This is a genomic window from Rhizobium glycinendophyticum (assembly GCF_006443685.1).
Lineage (GTDB): Bacteria > Pseudomonadota > Alphaproteobacteria > Rhizobiales > Rhizobiaceae > Allorhizobium > Allorhizobium glycinendophyticum.
Genome location: NZ_VFYP01000001.1, coordinates 35,499 through 50,543, shown reverse-complemented (window position 1 = coordinate 50,543; position 15,045 = coordinate 35,499). Strand labels below are relative to the sequence as shown.

General features: G+C 59.1%; 15 protein-coding genes. 4 read left to right on the top strand and 11 right to left on the bottom strand.

Going from position 1 to position 15,045, the window contains the following annotated elements:
- From FJQ55_RS00210 to FJQ55_RS00200, 3 genes are read left to right on the top strand one after another with little or no spacing between them, the layout of a single operon-like run.
- Complete coding sequence (locus tag FJQ55_RS00210; RefSeq protein WP_140825747.1) at positions 1-1,485, top strand: TadA family conjugal transfer-associated ATPase; 1,485 nt, start codon at positions 1-3, stop codon at positions 1,483-1,485.
- Positions 1,482-2,495 carry a type II secretion system F family protein gene (locus tag FJQ55_RS00205; protein WP_140825746.1) on the top strand — a complete coding sequence of 338 codons (1,014 nt, stop codon included), beginning with the start codon at positions 1,482-1,484 and terminating at the stop codon, positions 2,493-2,495. The genes FJQ55_RS00210 and FJQ55_RS00205 overlap by 4 nt, the downstream gene beginning before the upstream one ends.
- 9 nt (positions 2,496-2,504) lie before the next feature.
- The gene (locus FJQ55_RS00200; protein ID WP_062277657.1) at positions 2,505-3,491 is read left to right on the top strand and encodes a type II secretion system F family protein; all 987 of its coding nucleotides are present in this window, start codon (positions 2,505-2,507) and stop codon (positions 3,489-3,491) included.
- Positions 3,492-3,508: 17 nt separating this feature from the next.
- On the opposite strand, the gene FJQ55_RS23295 is transcribed toward FJQ55_RS00200, so the two are convergent.
- The 11 genes from FJQ55_RS23295 to FJQ55_RS00150 all read right to left on the bottom strand — a co-directional run bounded on the left by FJQ55_RS23295 (position 3,509) and on the right by FJQ55_RS00150 (position 13,792).
- Positions 3,509-3,670 (bottom strand): hypothetical protein, encoded by a 162-nt coding sequence (locus FJQ55_RS23295; protein ID WP_156378587.1) that lies wholly within the window; start codon positions 3,668-3,670, stop codon positions 3,509-3,511.
- An 87-nt stretch (positions 3,671-3,757) separates the two neighbouring features.
- On the bottom strand, positions 3,758-4,222 hold the full coding sequence (locus FJQ55_RS00195; RefSeq protein ID WP_140825745.1) for an SRPBCC family protein: 465 nt from the start codon (positions 4,220-4,222) through the stop codon (positions 3,758-3,760).
- Positions 4,223-4,321: 99 nt separating this feature from the next.
- On the bottom strand, positions 4,322-5,626 hold the full coding sequence (pncB, locus tag FJQ55_RS00190; protein ID WP_140825744.1) for a nicotinate phosphoribosyltransferase: 1,305 nt from the start codon (positions 5,624-5,626) through the stop codon (positions 4,322-4,324).
- A 118-nt stretch (positions 5,627-5,744) separates the two neighbouring features.
- The gene (locus FJQ55_RS00185; protein ID WP_140825743.1) at positions 5,745-6,047 is read right to left on the bottom strand and encodes a hypothetical protein; all 303 of its coding nucleotides are present in this window, start codon (positions 6,045-6,047) and stop codon (positions 5,745-5,747) included.
- A gap of 93 nt (positions 6,048-6,140) precedes the next feature.
- Positions 6,141-7,103 carry a 2-hydroxyacid dehydrogenase gene (locus tag FJQ55_RS00180; protein ID WP_140825742.1) on the bottom strand — a complete coding sequence of 321 codons (963 nt, stop codon included), beginning with the start codon at positions 7,101-7,103 and terminating at the stop codon, positions 6,141-6,143.
- A gap of 12 nt (positions 7,104-7,115) precedes the next feature.
- Complete coding sequence (locus FJQ55_RS00175; RefSeq protein ID WP_140825741.1) at positions 7,116-8,744, bottom strand: ABC transporter ATP-binding protein; 1,629 nt, start codon at positions 8,742-8,744, stop codon at positions 7,116-7,118.
- Positions 8,741-9,244 carry a type II toxin-antitoxin system VapC family toxin gene (locus FJQ55_RS00170; RefSeq protein ID WP_140825740.1) on the bottom strand — a complete coding sequence of 168 codons (504 nt, stop codon included), beginning with the start codon at positions 9,242-9,244 and terminating at the stop codon, positions 8,741-8,743. Before FJQ55_RS00170 ends, FJQ55_RS00175 begins: the two co-directional genes overlap by 4 nt.
- Positions 9,241-9,498 carry a hypothetical protein gene (locus FJQ55_RS00165; RefSeq protein ID WP_140825739.1) on the bottom strand — a complete coding sequence of 86 codons (258 nt, stop codon included), beginning with the start codon at positions 9,496-9,498 and terminating at the stop codon, positions 9,241-9,243. The genes FJQ55_RS00170 and FJQ55_RS00165 overlap by 4 nt, the downstream gene beginning before the upstream one ends.
- A 66-nt stretch (positions 9,499-9,564) precedes the next feature.
- The gene (locus tag FJQ55_RS00160) at positions 9,565-10,701 is read right to left on the bottom strand and encodes an ABC transporter permease (RefSeq protein ID WP_140825738.1); all 1,137 of its coding nucleotides are present in this window, start codon (positions 10,699-10,701) and stop codon (positions 9,565-9,567) included.
- Entirely contained in the window at positions 10,701-11,795 is a 1,095-nt protein-coding gene (locus FJQ55_RS00155) for a microcin C ABC transporter permease YejB (protein WP_140825737.1), read from the bottom strand. The genes FJQ55_RS00160 and FJQ55_RS00155 overlap by 1 nt, the downstream gene beginning before the upstream one ends.
- A gap of 134 nt (positions 11,796-11,929) precedes the next feature.
- A complete protein-coding gene (locus tag FJQ55_RS00150; protein ID WP_425467479.1) occupies positions 11,930-13,792 on the bottom strand; it encodes an extracellular solute-binding protein in 1,863 nt (620 codons plus the stop codon).
- A 174-nt stretch (positions 13,793-13,966) separates the two neighbouring features.
- On the opposite strand from FJQ55_RS00150, the gene mepA reads away from it, so the two are divergent.
- Positions 13,967-15,028 carry a penicillin-insensitive murein endopeptidase gene (gene mepA, locus FJQ55_RS00145; protein WP_425467478.1) on the top strand — a complete coding sequence of 354 codons (1,062 nt, stop codon included), beginning with the start codon at positions 13,967-13,969 and terminating at the stop codon, positions 15,026-15,028.
- The last annotated feature ends 17 nt before the right edge of the window (positions 15,029-15,045 follow it).

The following is a 15,045-nucleotide window of genomic DNA, read 5'->3' as shown; positions in this document are numbered from 1 at the left end:
ATGTTTGGCAAACGCGGAAACGATGGTTTCGGCAAGGGAGGTGCGGGCGCAGGAACAGTGCCTGCTCCTGCGGCCGCCGTGCCTGCTGCGCGCTCAGCCACGAGCCTCATCGAGCCGGGCAGTCCGGAAGTCAGCAACCGCATGCAGGTGACGCCGCCGCCGATGCCGGGGGCAGCTCGCAAGAAGGCGCCGCGAACCGACGACTACTACGACACGAAGAGCAAGGTTTTCTCCGCGCTCATCGACACGATCGACCTGTCGCAGCTCGCCAAGCTGGACGGCGAGAGCGCGCGCGAAGAAATCCGCGATATCGTCAATGACATCATCACAATCAAGAACTTTGCGATGTCGATCTCTGAGCAGGAAGAACTGCTTGAAGACATCTGCAACGATGTTCTGGGTTATGGTCCGCTCGAACCGCTGCTCGCCCGCGACGACATCGCCGACATCATGGTCAATGGCGCCGGCCAGACCTTCATCGAAGTGGGCGGTAAGACGATCGAGTCGGAGATCCGCTTTCGCGATAACTCTCAGCTTCTCTCGATCTGCCAGCGCATTGTCAGCCAGGTCGGCCGTCGCGTCGACGAATCGAGCCCAATCTGCGACGCGCGTCTTCCCGACGGCTCACGTGTCAACGTTATTGCCCCACCGCTTGCGATCGACGGACCGGCGCTCACGATCCGTAAATTCAAGAAGGACAAGCTGAACCTCGCGCAGCTCGTCAAGTTCGGGGCGATCACCCCGGAAGGTGCCGAGGTCCTGCAGATCATCGGTCGCGTCCGCTGTAACGTTGTCATCTCCGGCGGTACCGGCTCGGGTAAGACGACGCTTCTCAACTGCCTCACCGGCTTCATCGATTCGGACGAGCGCATCATCACATGCGAAGACACGGCCGAACTGCAGCTGCAGCAGCCGCATGTGGTGCGTCTTGAGACGCGCCCGCCAAACATCGAAGGTGAAGGCGAGATCACGATGCGCGATCTTGTGAAGAACTGCCTTCGTATGCGCCCCGAACGTATCATCGTCGGTGAAGTGCGCGGACCGGAGGTTTTCGACCTCTTGCAGGCGATGAACACCGGTCACGACGGTTCGATGGGCACGATTCACGCCAATACGCCGCGCGAGTGCCTGAGCCGTATGGAATCGATGATCGCCATGGGCGGTTTTTCGCTTCCTGCCAAGACTGTGCGCGAAATCATCTCCGGCTCGATCGACGTCATCATCCAGGCTGCCCGTCTGCGCGATGGTTCGCGTCGCATTACCCACATCACCGAAGTGATCGGGATGGAAGGCGACGTGATCATCACTCAGGACCTGATGCGCTACGAGATTGAGGGCGAAGATGCGGCCGGCAAGATCATCGGCCGGCATGTGTCGACCGGTATCGGGAAACCGCATTTCTGGGATCGCGCGCGCTACTATAACGAAGACCGCCGCCTCGCGGCTGCACTCGACACCATGGAACAGAAATCGAAGGGGCTCTGAGAAACATGGACCCGACCATACTGGGCATCGTCTTGCTGGTCGCGGTATCCACGGCAGCGGTCGCCTATGGCCTCCTCTATAACCGGATGGAGACCGACAAGAAAACGGCCAACCGCATCAACCGCGTGAAATCAGCCGAAACCGACATGGGCCAGGTCAAGGCCGCGCGGGATCGCGTTCAGGAAATTTCCAAACGCCGCAAATCGGTGCAGGATTCGCTGAAGGAACTGGAAAAGAAGCAGCAAGAAAAGTCGAAGAAGGCCAAGGAGACCAGTCTCAAATCAAGGATCGTGCAAGCGGGTCTTTCGATCACCCCGGTGCAATTCTATGTTTTCAGCGGATTCCTGGGTCTTTTCGTACTGTTGGCAACATTATTGGCAGGCATGCCACCGCTCGTCATGCTGGGGCTTACCTTCGTGGCGGCACTCGGCCTGCCGCGCTGGGTGATCAATTTCCTGGTCAGACGGCGTCAGAAGCAGTTTCTGGAAGAGTTTCCCAATTCCCTTGACGTCATGGTTCGGTCGATCCGGTCGGGCCTGCCGCTCAATGATGCTATTCGTATGATCGCATCTGATGGCCAGGAGCCGGTGAAAACCGAGTTTCGTCGCGTCGTCGAATCGCAACAACTGGGCCTGAGCGTACCTGACTCGATTGCACGCATGCATCTGACCATGCCGCTCTCCGAAGTGAGCTTTTTTGCGATCGTCGTCGCGATCCAAGGTCAGGCGGGCGGCAACCTTTCCGAAGCGCTGTCAAACCTGTCACGGGTGCTGCGCGACCGCAAAAAGATGAAGGCCAAGGTCCAGGCGCTTTCCATGGAAGCCAAGGCATCCGCTGCGATCATTGGCGCCCTGCCCTTCATCGTGGCCTTCCTCGTTTACATGACCTCACCGCAATACATCATGATTCTCTTCACCGATGCCCGCGGCCATCTGATCCTTGGCGCGTCTGCAGTGTGGATGAGCATTGGCCTGATCGTGATGCGCAACATGATCAACTTCGACATCTAGGGGATCGGCATGACGGAAGACTGGGCTGCCCAAATCGCCAATCCCGCGCTCATTCTTGCGGTTCTGGTTTCGCTTGCCGTTTTCGGCACCTTCTACACGCTGGTCATGCCTTATTTCGAAAAGGGCGACCTGAACAAGCGGATGCGGGCGGTTTCGACGGAGCGCGACCTGATCCGGGCGCGTGAAAGAGCCAAGCTGAATGCAGAGGCGGCCCAAAGCCGCGCCACGCTGCGCTCCAACAACAACCAGTCTGTTCGGCAGATCGTCGAACGTTTTAACCTTCGCAAGGCGCTGGTCGACGACAAGACGGTGGACAAGCTCAAGGCAGCTGGCCTGCGCTCGCAGAACGCGTTGAACATCTTCCTCGTCGCACGTTTTCTCCTGCCCTTCGGCACACTGCTGCTGACGGCATTCTGGATTTTCGTGCTGGGCAATTTGGCCGAAAAGGCTCTTCCGATCCGGATATTTGCAACGATTGTCGGTGGTTACATCGGCTTCTATCTGCCGATCATCTACGTTTCCAACCGTATCTCCAAGCGCCAGCACTCGATCCGCCGCGCATGGCCGGATGCCCTGGATCTGATGCTGATCTGCGTGGAATCCGGGATATCTCTCGAAGCCGCCATGCGGCGTGTCTCCGACGAAATCGGCGAGCAATCGCCGGAACTGGCGGAGGAAATGGTTCTCACAACGGCGGAATTGTCATTCCTGCCCGATCGCCGCCAGGCACTGGAAAATCTGGGTACACGCACCCAGCTCGACAGCGTTAAAAACGTTGTCCAGGCACTGATCCAGGCGGATCGTTACGGCACGCCGGTGGCCCAGGCGTTGCGCGTGCTGGCGCAGGAAGGCCGCGACGAGCGCATGAACGAGGCCGAGAAGAAGGCCGCAGCACTGCCGCCGAAGCTGACTGTACCGATGATCCTGTTTTTCTTGCCCGTGCTCGTGGCCGTCATTCTCGGCCCTGCTGGGATCCAGGTGTCTGACCGGCTCTGATCAACCGGTCGTCAGGATTAATGGACGGTCGAGAATTCCTCGTCGAGCAGCTTGAGCGCATCCTGAAGCGCTTCCACCAAAATGTCGGTCAGCTCGTCGGACTTGTTCTCGATCAGCATCAGCTTCACGGCCATGTCCTGCTGGTCGAAATATTGATCCGGTCCCTCATTCATCGTCATGTCCCCTTCTCGCCGAATCATTTCGGCCGGAGCCAGATTGAGGTGACAGGCTTGCGTAAGGCTGTCGAGAGTTCCCCGTCGACCGGGTCAGGCAGAGTCTGTTGCGTTTTCCGTGCCGACGGCGGCCCCGAAATTTGAGAAGAACTCAGCCGCCAGTTTCTTCGAGGTCGATTCGATCAGGCGACTTCCGAGCTGGGCAATCTTACCGCCGACCTCTGCCTTTACGACATAGGTCAGGATCGTTACGGATGGGCCGTCACTCTCCAGAGAGACATCTGCGCCGCCTTTAGCAAAGCCCGCCAAACCGCCCTTCCCTTCTCCGGAGATGGTATAGGAATGCGGCGGATTCAGGTTCTGCAGTTCCACGGCTCCCTCGAACTTTGCCTTGATCGGGCCGATCTTGAGAACGACCCTGGCCACCATTGATGTCTCTGAAGACTTTTCGAGGCTTTCACACCCGGGAATCGCCTGTCTCAGGACTTCCGGGTCATTGAGTGCCTTCCAGACGACGTCTACAGGCGCCTCTATCCGCTCGCTGCCTTGCATGTCCATGGTACTTCCTCCCTTGCCACACGGGCTCCCTCCCGCCTCTGCCCAAGAGAGCATGGCGCATGCTCTCCACGCAAGCGGTCTCCGAGACGGAGATCAAGGCTAGACGAGAACAGCTTGCTCGACGCGATCCTGCGAACCGAAGAACCGCAGGTAGCGCTCGACCTCAGCTGGTTCACCCGTTGCCTTGCGCGGATTATCGGACAGTTTCACCGCGGGACGACCATTCGCCTCGGACACTTTACAGACGATGGAAATTGGCTTTAGTCCAGCGATCTCGACGGGTGCGCAACCGGCGAAGTCGTTCGTCAAATTGGTGCCCCAGCCGAAGCTCATGCGGACGCGACCGGCAAAGTGGCGATAGGTATCGATGATCGCGTCGACATCGAGACCGTCGGAGAAAATGAGCAGCTTCTTTCGTGGATCGCGCCCCATCTTCTTCCACCAGTCAATGATCTTCTCGCCGCCTTCGATCGGCGGGGCGCTGTCGGGGCGGAAACCGGTCCAGTCTGCCACCCATTCAGGTGCGTCGCGGAGAAATGCGGATGTGCCGAACGCATCCGGCAGTACGATCAGCAGGTTTCCGCCATAAAGACGGTTCCAGTCCTTGAGGACTCGGTAAGGAGCTGCCGCAAGTTCCTCGTCATTGCGCGCCAGGGCGGCAACGACCATCGGCAGCTCATGAGCATTCGTGCCGACGGCCTCGAGGTCGGAATCCATAGCCAGCAATACATTGCTGGTGCCTGTAAAGGCGGGGCCGATCCCCTCCTTGAGCGCTTCAACGCACCAGCGCTGCCACAGGAAGCTGTGACGCCGACGGGTGCCGAAATCCGATATGCGCAGCCCCGGCAACTCCTTCAATCGCTCGACCTTCGACCACATCTTGGCCTTGGCCCGGGCATAAAGGACATCGAGGGTGAAGTAGCCCAGCGAGCGCATAGCCGCCCGGGAACGCAGTTCGTTGATGATAGCGAGTGCGGGAATTTCCCACAGCGTCGTCTCCATCCAGGGACCGTGAAATGTCAGCTCATACTGGCCATCTCGCTTGGTCAGTTCGTAGTCCGGAAGCTGAAGGTTGCCGAGCCAGGCGAGAAACTCCGGTTCGAAGATCTGGGCACGGCCGTAAAAGGTGTTACCGGCCAGCCAAATCATCTCTTTCTTGCTCAGGCGAAGGGCACGCACGTGATCGAGCTGATCTCGCAATTCCTGCTCATCGATCTCGTCGGCGAGCCTGACAGAGGTCGTGCGATTGATCAACGTAAAGGTTGCGTGCACGTCCGGATAGAGCTTCCAGATCATCTGGAGCATCAAAAGCTTGTAAAAGTCGGTGTCAATTAGGCTGCGGATGATCGGGTCGAGCTTCCAGGCGTGATTGTAAACCCTGGTTGCGATATCAGTCTTGGTCATCTGCCGCTGCCTTATCGATCACTGCTGATTAGCCGGTGATCAGCGGTCGCCACGGTGCGACCGCTTCTGATGCATGTTATCGGCAATCGAAACTGCCTTGTCCAGTGACTGAAGTCGATCACTGACCCGGGGTCGGGTTTGATTGCGGCATGTTCTGCGTCCCGGATTCGGTCGCATTCGGTGCCGGCGCAGGGGCCGTCTCTGTCGTCGGCTCATTCGCAGGATTGGTCGGCGCGATCGAATTCCCCCACCACTCGGCCGGGATCCAAACGAGCATGGCTAGGACAAGCCCCGCAAGCAGCACGATCAAGACCGGCTTGCCGCGAAAGCCCTGGCGAGCTTCGGTGGGAGTCATCGGTTCGGGCTGCAAACCGCGGGTTCTGCGGTCCGTGGCATTGGGAAGGTCAGTTCTACTGCTCATGGCACTCTCCCTGTCTTGGCGAAGACGTCTTTTGACGCGTTCTCCTGAGGCAAACGGGAGCAGGCTACGAATGTTCCGAAGCTCTTGGACCTGTCAGTATCCAGAGGTCCTGTCGACGACGAATTGCAGGGGTTCTCCGCTTTCGAGGCGCTCTATCTGCTGTTCCACATGCCGGAACAGGGCGCGCACCTCCGATGAGGCCGCTGCATGGGGTGTGACCACGACGTTGGGCAAGGCCCACAAGGGGCTGTCGGGACCAAGCGGCTCATTCACGAACACGTCGAGAGAGGCGGCCTTCAGGGTGCCGTCAGTCAGGCAGCCTACGAGATCTCCCTCGTTCTGACTGCCGCCTCGTCCGGCATTCAAGAAGATGGGGCCACCCAGTGCCCCGGTTCGGGACAGTTTCGAAAAGAGCCCTCTGTCATAGATCCCGCGCGTATCATCGGTGAGCGGCAGAAGGCCGACGAGGATGTCCGTGCGGCCGAGAAACTCATCCAGACCGCCAGCGTTGAAGGTCTCGACGCCGTCTATCTCTTTCTTGCTGCGCGACCAGCCGATAACACGGAAGCCCATGATCTTGAGCTTTGCGGCGGCATCGGCTCCGAGCACGCCGAGACCCATGATGCCAACCGTGACATCGCGTGCTTCCGGCTGAGCGGCGATCTCGTTCCAGACGCGCATGCGCTGCTGTTCGGCATAGGTGAAACCGTTACGAAGATGATGCAGACACTGCCACACCACCCACTCGCTCATCCGATCCGTCAGGCTGCGGTCTACGAAGCGTACTATGGGCAGGTCGGGAAGCTGGTAGTTGGAAAGAATGTGATCAACGCCTGCGCCGCCGGAAAAGATGGCCTTCAACCCGTTGGCACGGCGGAAGAGATCCGGGTCCGGCTTCCAGACCACCGCATAAGTAGCCTCGGACAGATCCCGCTCGCGATTGGCGGGATCGCCAAGATCGATAACCTGCCGACCGGCAAAGGCCTCCGGCAAGGCACGCAGAACGCTGTCGCGATCGAAGCGAAGATCGATGAGGATGGGGCTTTTATCGGACATGATTAGAATTCTCTACTGGCGGACGCCACCGATTTCGGCGGCTTCGAGATTAAAAGCGGCGGCCATCAAGGCGCGGGTATAATCGGCTTTGGGTGCTGCGAAGACCTCAGCAGCAGGCCCTTGCTCGACCACCTTGCCGTTGCGCATCACGATCAATTCGTTTGCGAGCGCCTTCACAACCTTCAGGTCGTGGCTGATGAAGAGGTAGGCGAGATCGTGCCTGACCTGGAGATCGCGCAGAAGGTCAACGACCTGGGCCTGGACGGTCATGTCCAGCGCGGATGTCGGCTCATCCAACATCACGAAACGCGGTTTCAGAACCATGGCGCGGGCGATGGCAATGCGTTGCCGCTGTCCGCCGGAGAATTCATGCGGGTAACGCCAGCGGGTGGCGGGATCAAGGCCGACTTCTTCCAGCGCCCAGGCGACGCGACCGTCCCGCTCCTCTGAAGTCAGCTGTTTCTCATGAACCTTCAGCCCTTCGGCAATGATCTCGCCGACCGACATGCGAGGGCTAAGAGACCCGAAGGGATCCTGAAAGACGATCTGCAAACGATCGCGTAAGGGCCGCATCTCGCGATAGGAGAAAGCGTGGATGTCCTTGCCGATGAAGCTGATGCGGCCCTTGGACGAAATGAGACGCGACAGCGCAAGGCCGAGCGTGGTCTTGCCGGAGCCTGACTCGCCGACGACGCCGAGCGTCTGGCCGGCGCGAAGTGTGAGGTCGACGCCGTCCACGGCCTTCACGTGGTCCACGGTGCGGCGCAGGAAGCCTGCCTTGATCGGGAACCAGACGCGAATGTCCTCGCCCTGCATGACAACAGGCTTCGTCTCGTCCAGGACTGGCGGTTCACCACGCGGCTCGGAGGCAAGCAGCTTCCTCGTATAGGCATGTTGCGGCCGTTCGAAGATATCCTCAACGGCTCCGGCCTCGACGATCTTGCCCTTGGTCATGACGCAGACACGATCGGCAAACTTGCGGACGATGCCGAGGTCATGGGTGATGAAGAGCATGGACATGCCGTGTTCGGACTTAAGGCGGCCGAGGAGCTCCAGGATCTGGGCCTGAACAGTGACGTCAAGCGCAGTGGTCGGTTCGTCAGCGATCAGCAGCTTCGGCCTGTTGGCGAGCGCCATAGCGATCATCACGCGCTGGCGCTGGCCGCCCGAGAGTTCATGCGGGAAGGCTGTCAGGCGCTTCTCCGGCTCGCGGATACCAACCTGATGCAGGAGTTCGAGCACGCGGGCGCGGGCCGCATGGCCTTCAAGGCCCTGATGGAGGGCCAGGATCTCGCCGATCTGCCGCTCAATGGTGTGCAGCGGATTGAGCGAGGTCATCGGCTCCTGGAAGATCATGGTGATGTCGTTGCCGCGCACAGAGCGGAGCTCCGGCTCGCTTGCCGTCATCAGGTTGCGGCCGTCGAAGAGGATCTGTCCTGAGGGATGGCTGGCAGCCGGATAGGGCAGAAGCTTGAGGATCGAAGCGGCGGAGACCGACTTGCCGGAGCCGGATTCTCCGACCAAGGCAACGATCTCGCCGCGGCCGATGTCGAAGGAGACGCGGTCGACCGCCAGGCTCTCGCGACCACCCTGATGGAAGGCGACGGAGAGATCGCGCACGGAGAGCAAAGGTTCGGTCATGCGGAGAGGCTTTCGATCAGGGAGGTGAGAGTGGGTTCGTCGGGGCGGAGAATGGTCAGACTGGCGCTGCCAGCGAGGGAGCCGTATCGCGTGTGAACCACGTCGTAGCGGTCTTTTATGCCTTGATCATCGGTCAGGAGATGAGAGCAGCCCTGCCCCAGCGCGCTCGATACATGGATGGCATCCGGCAGCTTCAAATGACCGTATTGAGCGCGAATCACAGCAGCGTAGTACAAGACACCGCGATCAACGGGGCGTACGTCGAGCCAGTCGCTGCTGATGATCAGTGATTCGTAGCCTTCAATCAGCGTGTCATCGCCGATCTGGTGGGGTTTGACGAGAAGCTCAGACAGTGTCAGTTCACTCGTCGCGAAGACCGGGGGCTTTCCCATGGGCTGAGCGGCGATCGCATTTACAAGCAATCTCTGGAGTTGATGCGACTTTTCCGAGAGCATGATGAAGACGTTTGTGTCGAGATAGACACGCTTAACGGCAATCATTCCGCTTCCCATTCGTCTCGCAATGTCCGGATCCGCGTCACTGCTTCTGTCATGTCGCTGTCTGGGGCACGCGCTTGCCGCAGCTTTTCCAAACGCGCCAAAGTGTCTTTGACCGTCCGCTGCTTTGGCGCGGCCTCAGACTTTGCATCGTCGATCTCGATCACCACCCGCACGGTTCCACCGTTACCGAGCCCTTCTCTGAGATCGGCGGGCAAGTTCTCAACCGGATAATGCTCTCTGACGATCTTGTTCATGGCATTGCGCTCCTGATCAGACTCTTCGCATCATGCCACAAATGCGTCTCCATGACGAACCTGCTCTCATCGGAAGGTCTTCCTCGGATCGAAGGCGTCGCGGACGGCCTCGCCGACAAAGATCAGGAGCGAAAGCATGATCGACATGGTGAAGAAGGCGGTGAGTCCGAGCCACGGAGCCTGGAGGTTGCGTTTTCCCTGCGCGATGAGTTCGCCGAGCGAGGCAGAACCGGGCGGCATGCCGAAGCCGAGGAAGTCGAGGGAAGTGAGCGTGGTGATCGAGCCCGACAGGATGAAGGGCAGGAAAGTTAGCGTCGCCACCATGGCATTCGGCAGCAGGTGGCGGAACATGATCGTCCAGTTGCCGACGCCCAGCGCCCTGGCGGCATTCACGTATTCGAAGTTTCGGGCGCGCAGGAATTCGGCCCGCACGATGCCGACGAAGCCGACCCAGGAGAAGAGCAGCATGATGCCGAGCAGGACGAAGAAGCCGGGCGGCAGGATCGCGGCGATAATCAGCAGAATGTAGAGGACCGGCATCGAAGACCAGATCTCGATGAAGCGCTGCATCAGAAGGTCGGTCCAGCCGCCGAAATAGCCTTGGACGGCTCCGGCTGTGACGCCGATTGCGGCAGAGGCGAGCGTGAGTGCCAAACCGAAGAGGATCGAAATTCGGAAACCGTAGATCATACGAGCCATGACGTCGCGGGCCTGATCGTCGGTGCCGAGCCAGTTCATATTGCCGAGCACGCAGTTCGGATCCTCCGCCTTCAGCGGATAGGCGGCGCAGCGTTCATCCGTGTCCATCAGCCAGAAGGGTGCCGTCGGTGCCGAATGCGGCACTTCGGAATTGACCGTGCGATAGGAGTAGCGGATGGGCGGCCAGATCATCCAGCCGTTGGCGTTGATCTCGTCTGATATGAAGGGCGAGCGGTAGTCGGTAACGGCGAGGAAGCCGCCGAACTTTTCTTCCGGGTAATCCACGACAACTGGGAAGAGGATCTCGCCCTTATAGGAGGCGATGATCGGCCGGTCATTGGCAATGAACTCGGCAAACATGCTGAGCGCGAAAAGGACCATGAAGATCCAGAAGGACCAAAAGCCCCGACGGTTCGCCTTGAAGTTTTCAAGCCGGCGACGATTCGTGGGTTTCAGCCAGGTCTTTTTCGGCGGCACAGCGGTGACAGTTTCGACGGCAGACATCAAACGTCCCTCCGGTCGAAGTCGATGCGCGGATCGATCCAGGTATAGATGAGATCCGAGATGAGACCGACAACAAGGCCCATCAGGGAGAAAATGTAGAGCGTGGCGAAGACGATCGGATAGTCCCGGTTGACGACCGCGAGATAGCCGAGGCGGCCGAGGCCATCGAGCGAGAAGATGTTCTCGATCAACAGAGAGCCGGTGAAGAAAGCTGAGATAAAAGCGCCCGGCAGGCCAGCGATGACGATCAGCATGGCATTGCGGAATACATGGCCGTAGAGCACCTGTCGCTCGGCCAATCCTTTGGCGCGGGCGGTGACGACATACTGCTTCTTGATTTCGTCGATGAAGGAATTCTTGGTGAGCAACGTCGTCGTGGCGAAGGCCGACAGCAGAAGTGCTGTCAGCGGCAGTGTGAGGTGCCAGAAGTAGTCGAGGATCTTCTGCCACCAGGAGAGCTCGGCGAAATTGTCGGAGGTGAGGCCCCGCAGAGGGAACCAGTCAAAGAACGACCCGCCGGCAAAAAGGACGATCAGCAGGATGCCGAAGAGGAAGCCCGGCACGGCATAGCCCACCACGATGACACCCGAGGTCCAGACATCGAAGCGCGAGCCATCAGAGACCGCCTTCTTGATGCCGAGCGGGATGGATATGGCGTACGAAATCAAAAGGACCCAGATTCCAAGCGAGATCGACACCGGCATCTTTTCGATGATCAGATCGATGACCGAGGTATTGCGGAAGAAGCTCTCGCCGAAATCAAAGCGGATATAATTCCACATCATCTCGATGAAGCGCTCGAGCGGGGGCTTGTCGAAGCCGAACTGTTTTTCGAGTTTGGCGATCAGTTCGGGGTCAAGACCCTGGGCACCGCGATAGCGGGAGCCTCCTTCGTCCGCGCCGACCTGCTGGTTCAACATGTCGCCGCCGCCGGACAGCCGGGCATCGGCACTGTCACCCTGGCCGCTGAGCTGGGCGATGACCTGCTCCACCGGACCGCCGGGGGCGAACTGGATGACGATGAATGAAATGCCCATGATGCCGATGATCGTCGGGATCATCAGCAGGAGCCGGCGGAAGATGTATGCGGTCATAGAACGCGCCTCATGACGGACGTCCTTCCACTGTCAACCACTGTCTCCTACCGTCAGCCAATCCGTCGGCCCTCCTGCAAAGCGATTCGCCCGTGATTCCTAAATAACCGGCTTCTCGGCAGAAGTCCCCCCGTTTAGTTTTGCGCCTGTTTAGCCCACCAGATGGATGGGAACCCGATAGCATAGGTCGGCAATTCGGCATGTTCGAACTTGTCCCAATAGGCGATGCGGGACGAACGGAGGGTGTAGCTCGGAACTGTATAGCTGCCCGCCAGCAGGAGACGGTCAAGCGCCTTGACGGTGGGGATCAGCGTTTGGCGATCCTTGGCGAAGATAATCTGGTCTATCAGCTTGTCGATCGCGGGACTGGAAATACCGGCATAGTTGCGCGACCCTTCCTGGGTCACAGACCGCGAACCCCAGTAATCTCGTTGTTCGTTCCCGGGGTTCAGGCTTTGCGCCCAGCCGAGATAGATCATGTCATAGTCGAAACTGCGAACGCGGTTCGCATACTGTGCGGAATCGACCGTTCTGACAGAAACCTGAATGCCAATTTTCTTGAGATTGTCTGCGAAAGGAAGCGCAACGCGCTCGATGGTCGGCCCGTTCAGCAGGATCTCGAACTGCAGCGGCGTGCCCGTCGCAGCGGAGACCATCTTCCCCCCGCGCAGTTCGTAACCGGCTTCTTTCAGGAGCGCCAGCGCTGATCGAAGGTTCTCTCGCAGCTTGGCGCCGTCGCCGCCGACGGGGTTCTCGTATCGCTGTGTCAGAACGTCCGGGGGAACTTCGGGGCCTAGCGACTTCAATATCTCCAATTCCTGACCCTCAGGTACGCCCTGCGATGCCAGTTCGGAACCGTAGAAGTAGCTGTCGATCCGCTTGTACTGGTCGAAGAAGATTGTCCTGTTCAACTCTTCGAAGTCGAAGGCAAAGTTCAGTGCCTTGCGGACGCGCACATCCTTGAACATTTCACGGCGCATGTTGGGAATGAACCCGACGAGCACGCCGGAGGTCTTGTACTCGTTGTCCAGGACCTGACGTTTCACACGGCCATCGGCAACTGCCGGGAAATCGTAGGACCGCGCCCAGCGCATGGCCGAGTTTTCTACCCAGTAATCCACCGCGCCGGAGCGAAACGCTTCGAATTCCACATCCAGATCTGCATAGTAGGTGTAGGTCTGGGTTTGGAAGTTGTTGTAGCCGACGTTGACGTTGAGGTCCTTGCCCCAGTAGTCGTCCCGCAGTTCGTAGACGACTTTCGCTCCGGGTACGAACGAAGCTATACGGTAGGGGCCAGATCCGAGAATGGGTTCGAGCGTGGTGCGGGAAATGTCGCGTGGCTTGCCATCTGGTCCGTTGGCGGTCCACCAGTGCTTTGGAACGATGTCCAACTCCCCGACGATGATCGGCAGTTCGCGATTGTTCTTTTCGTCGAACGTGAACGTGATTTCGCGTTCGCCGGTCTTCTCTGCTTTCAAAACGTGCGCATAGTAGGTGGTGTAAAGCGGGTTGAGGTCCTTGAACTTTTCAAAGCTGAAGATCACGTCTTCCGGTGTCACCGGCATACCGTCTGCCCATCTCGCCTCGGAACGCAGGCGAAATGTCGCATAGGCATAGTCGGGCGGATAAGACACCGCCTCGGCAAGCAAGCCATACACCGCGTCCACTTCGTCCATCGAAGGCTTCAGAAGGGTTTCCGTTACAAGAGATAGTCTCGGAGACAATCCTGCGGCAAGTTCACCCTTGTCGAGAACAGGATTGAAGCTGTCGAAAGTGCCGGACGCCGAGAGGTTGATAGCCCCGCCTTTGGGCGCCGCTGGCTTCACATAGTCGAAATGGGCGAAGCCTGGCGGGTATTTAATACCTCCAACGATAGCCAGTGCATGACGAAAAGTGTCGGTGGGCTGCTGGTCCTGAGCAGCTGCGCTGCAGGCCGCGACCGTCGATCCCGCAACGATGAACCAGTTCAGAAATCGCCTCGTCCAAGCCATCTGCATCCCCTGCGATTTGGTTTAGGCCAGAATAAGACAAAACCCTCAGAAGAACAGGGATGCTGACACAGAAGTGAAATCACCCCCGTTCGCAGTTTCACCCGAATCCTATTTCACGGTAGCATTCGTATCTGATTCATCCCTCCACCCGGATCGTCAAACCGTTAGGAAATGTTGTCGATGTCGCCACTCAAAGCGTGCCGCACTCTTGCATCAGCCCTCATGATCCTGGGAGCTGTTTCCGCTTCTGCCATCGACGTCGTTCTCGCACAGGACGCGCCTGCGAAAGAATTGTTCGGCGGCGTCACGCTGCCGACACGGGCTGCCCCTTCGCCCTATGGCTCCTATGCGAAAGGATGCATTGCCGGAGCCGTAGCCATTCCAACCGACGGGCCGACATGGCAGGCGATGCGTCTTTCGCGTAACCGCCGGTGGGGGCATCCGCAGATGATCGCGCTTCTGGAGCGTTTTTCACAGGACGCGGCGCGATTGGGGTGGGGATCGGGCATCCTGATCGGCGATATCTCGCAGCCACGTGGCGGACCCATGCTGTCAGGGCACGCGTCCCATCAGGTGGGCCTCGATGCCGATGTGTGGTTCACGCCCAAGCCGGCGCAACCCTTGTCGCCGCAGCAGCGTGAGGACATGCCCTTTACCTCAATGCTCGACAAGAGCAAGTTTCTGACGGTGGACAAACGCCGCTGGACTGATGTCCATGCGCAGGTGGTCGTGAAGGCGGCGAGCTATCCGCAGGTGGAGCGTGTCTTCGTCAATCCAGCGATCAAGAAGAAGCTCTGCGAGACCTGGACTGGTGACCGAGCGGTCCTTGGCAAGATCCGTCCGATCTATGGCCATGACGAGCATTTTCACATTCGCATTCGTTGCCCGGAAGGTGCGACCGGCTGCAAACCACAGGCGCCAGTTGGTCCCGGCGACGGCTGCGACAAGTCGCTTGCCTGGTGGTTTACCAAGGAGCCTTGGGCGGCGCCGAAAAAGGACCCGAACGCCAAGCCGGCACCCAAGCCGAGGGCCATGCAACTGACAGACCTGCCGAAAGCTTGCCGCACAGTATTGCGTGCGGACGGCGCTGGAAACGAATTGGAGGCAACCTATCGTCCGGCAGATGGGCAAGTCCTAGTTCCCACCGCATCCGCCTTCGTTGCACCGGCTCAAGCTCTTGCACCCCCCTTCGAACTGCCTGTGGAGGTTCCTGTCCCGCCTGCACGCCCGAGCGGATATTGATGCAGGATAGGTGGGGT

What these genes read in the sequence shown, in the direction of transcription:
- pncB (WP_140825744.1), bottom strand. Translation starts at nt 5,626, where the DNA reads ATGACCAAGACTGATATCGCAACCAGGGTTTACAATCACGCCTGGAAG.
- FJQ55_RS00165 (WP_140825739.1), bottom strand. Translation starts at nt 9,498, where the DNA reads ATGAACAAGATCGTCAGAGAGCATTATCCGGTTGAGAACTTGCCCGCC.
- FJQ55_RS00150 (WP_425467479.1), bottom strand. Translation starts at nt 13,792, where the DNA reads ATGCAGATGGCTTGGACGAGGCGATTTCTGAACTGGTTCATCGTTGCG.
- FJQ55_RS00160 (WP_140825738.1), bottom strand. Translation starts at nt 10,701, where the DNA reads ATGTCTGCCGTCGAAACTGTCACCGCTGTGCCGCCGAAAAAGACCTGG.
- FJQ55_RS00185 (WP_140825743.1), bottom strand. Translation starts at nt 6,047, where the DNA reads ATGAGCAGTAGAACTGACCTTCCCAATGCCACGGACCGCAGAACCCGC.
- FJQ55_RS00210 (WP_140825747.1), top strand. Translation starts at nt 1, where the DNA reads ATGTTTGGCAAACGCGGAAACGATGGTTTCGGCAAGGGAGGTGCGGGC.
- mepA (WP_425467478.1), top strand. Translation starts at nt 13,967, where the DNA reads ATGTCGCCACTCAAAGCGTGCCGCACTCTTGCATCAGCCCTCATGATC.
- FJQ55_RS00155 (WP_140825737.1), bottom strand. Translation starts at nt 11,795, where the DNA reads ATGACCGCATACATCTTCCGCCGGCTCCTGCTGATGATCCCGACGATC.
- FJQ55_RS00175 (WP_140825741.1), bottom strand. Translation starts at nt 8,744, where the DNA reads ATGACCGAACCTTTGCTCTCCGTGCGCGATCTCTCCGTCGCCTTCCAT.
- FJQ55_RS00200 (WP_062277657.1), top strand. Translation starts at nt 2,505, where the DNA reads ATGACGGAAGACTGGGCTGCCCAAATCGCCAATCCCGCGCTCATTCTT.
- FJQ55_RS00195 (WP_140825745.1), bottom strand. Translation starts at nt 4,222, where the DNA reads ATGGACATGCAAGGCAGCGAGCGGATAGAGGCGCCTGTAGACGTCGTC.
- FJQ55_RS00170 (WP_140825740.1), bottom strand. Translation starts at nt 9,244, where the DNA reads ATGATTGCCGTTAAGCGTGTCTATCTCGACACAAACGTCTTCATCATG.
- FJQ55_RS23295 (WP_156378587.1), bottom strand. Translation starts at nt 3,670, where the DNA reads ATGACGATGAATGAGGGACCGGATCAATATTTCGACCAGCAGGACATG.
- FJQ55_RS00180 (WP_140825742.1), bottom strand. Translation starts at nt 7,103, where the DNA reads ATGTCCGATAAAAGCCCCATCCTCATCGATCTTCGCTTCGATCGCGAC.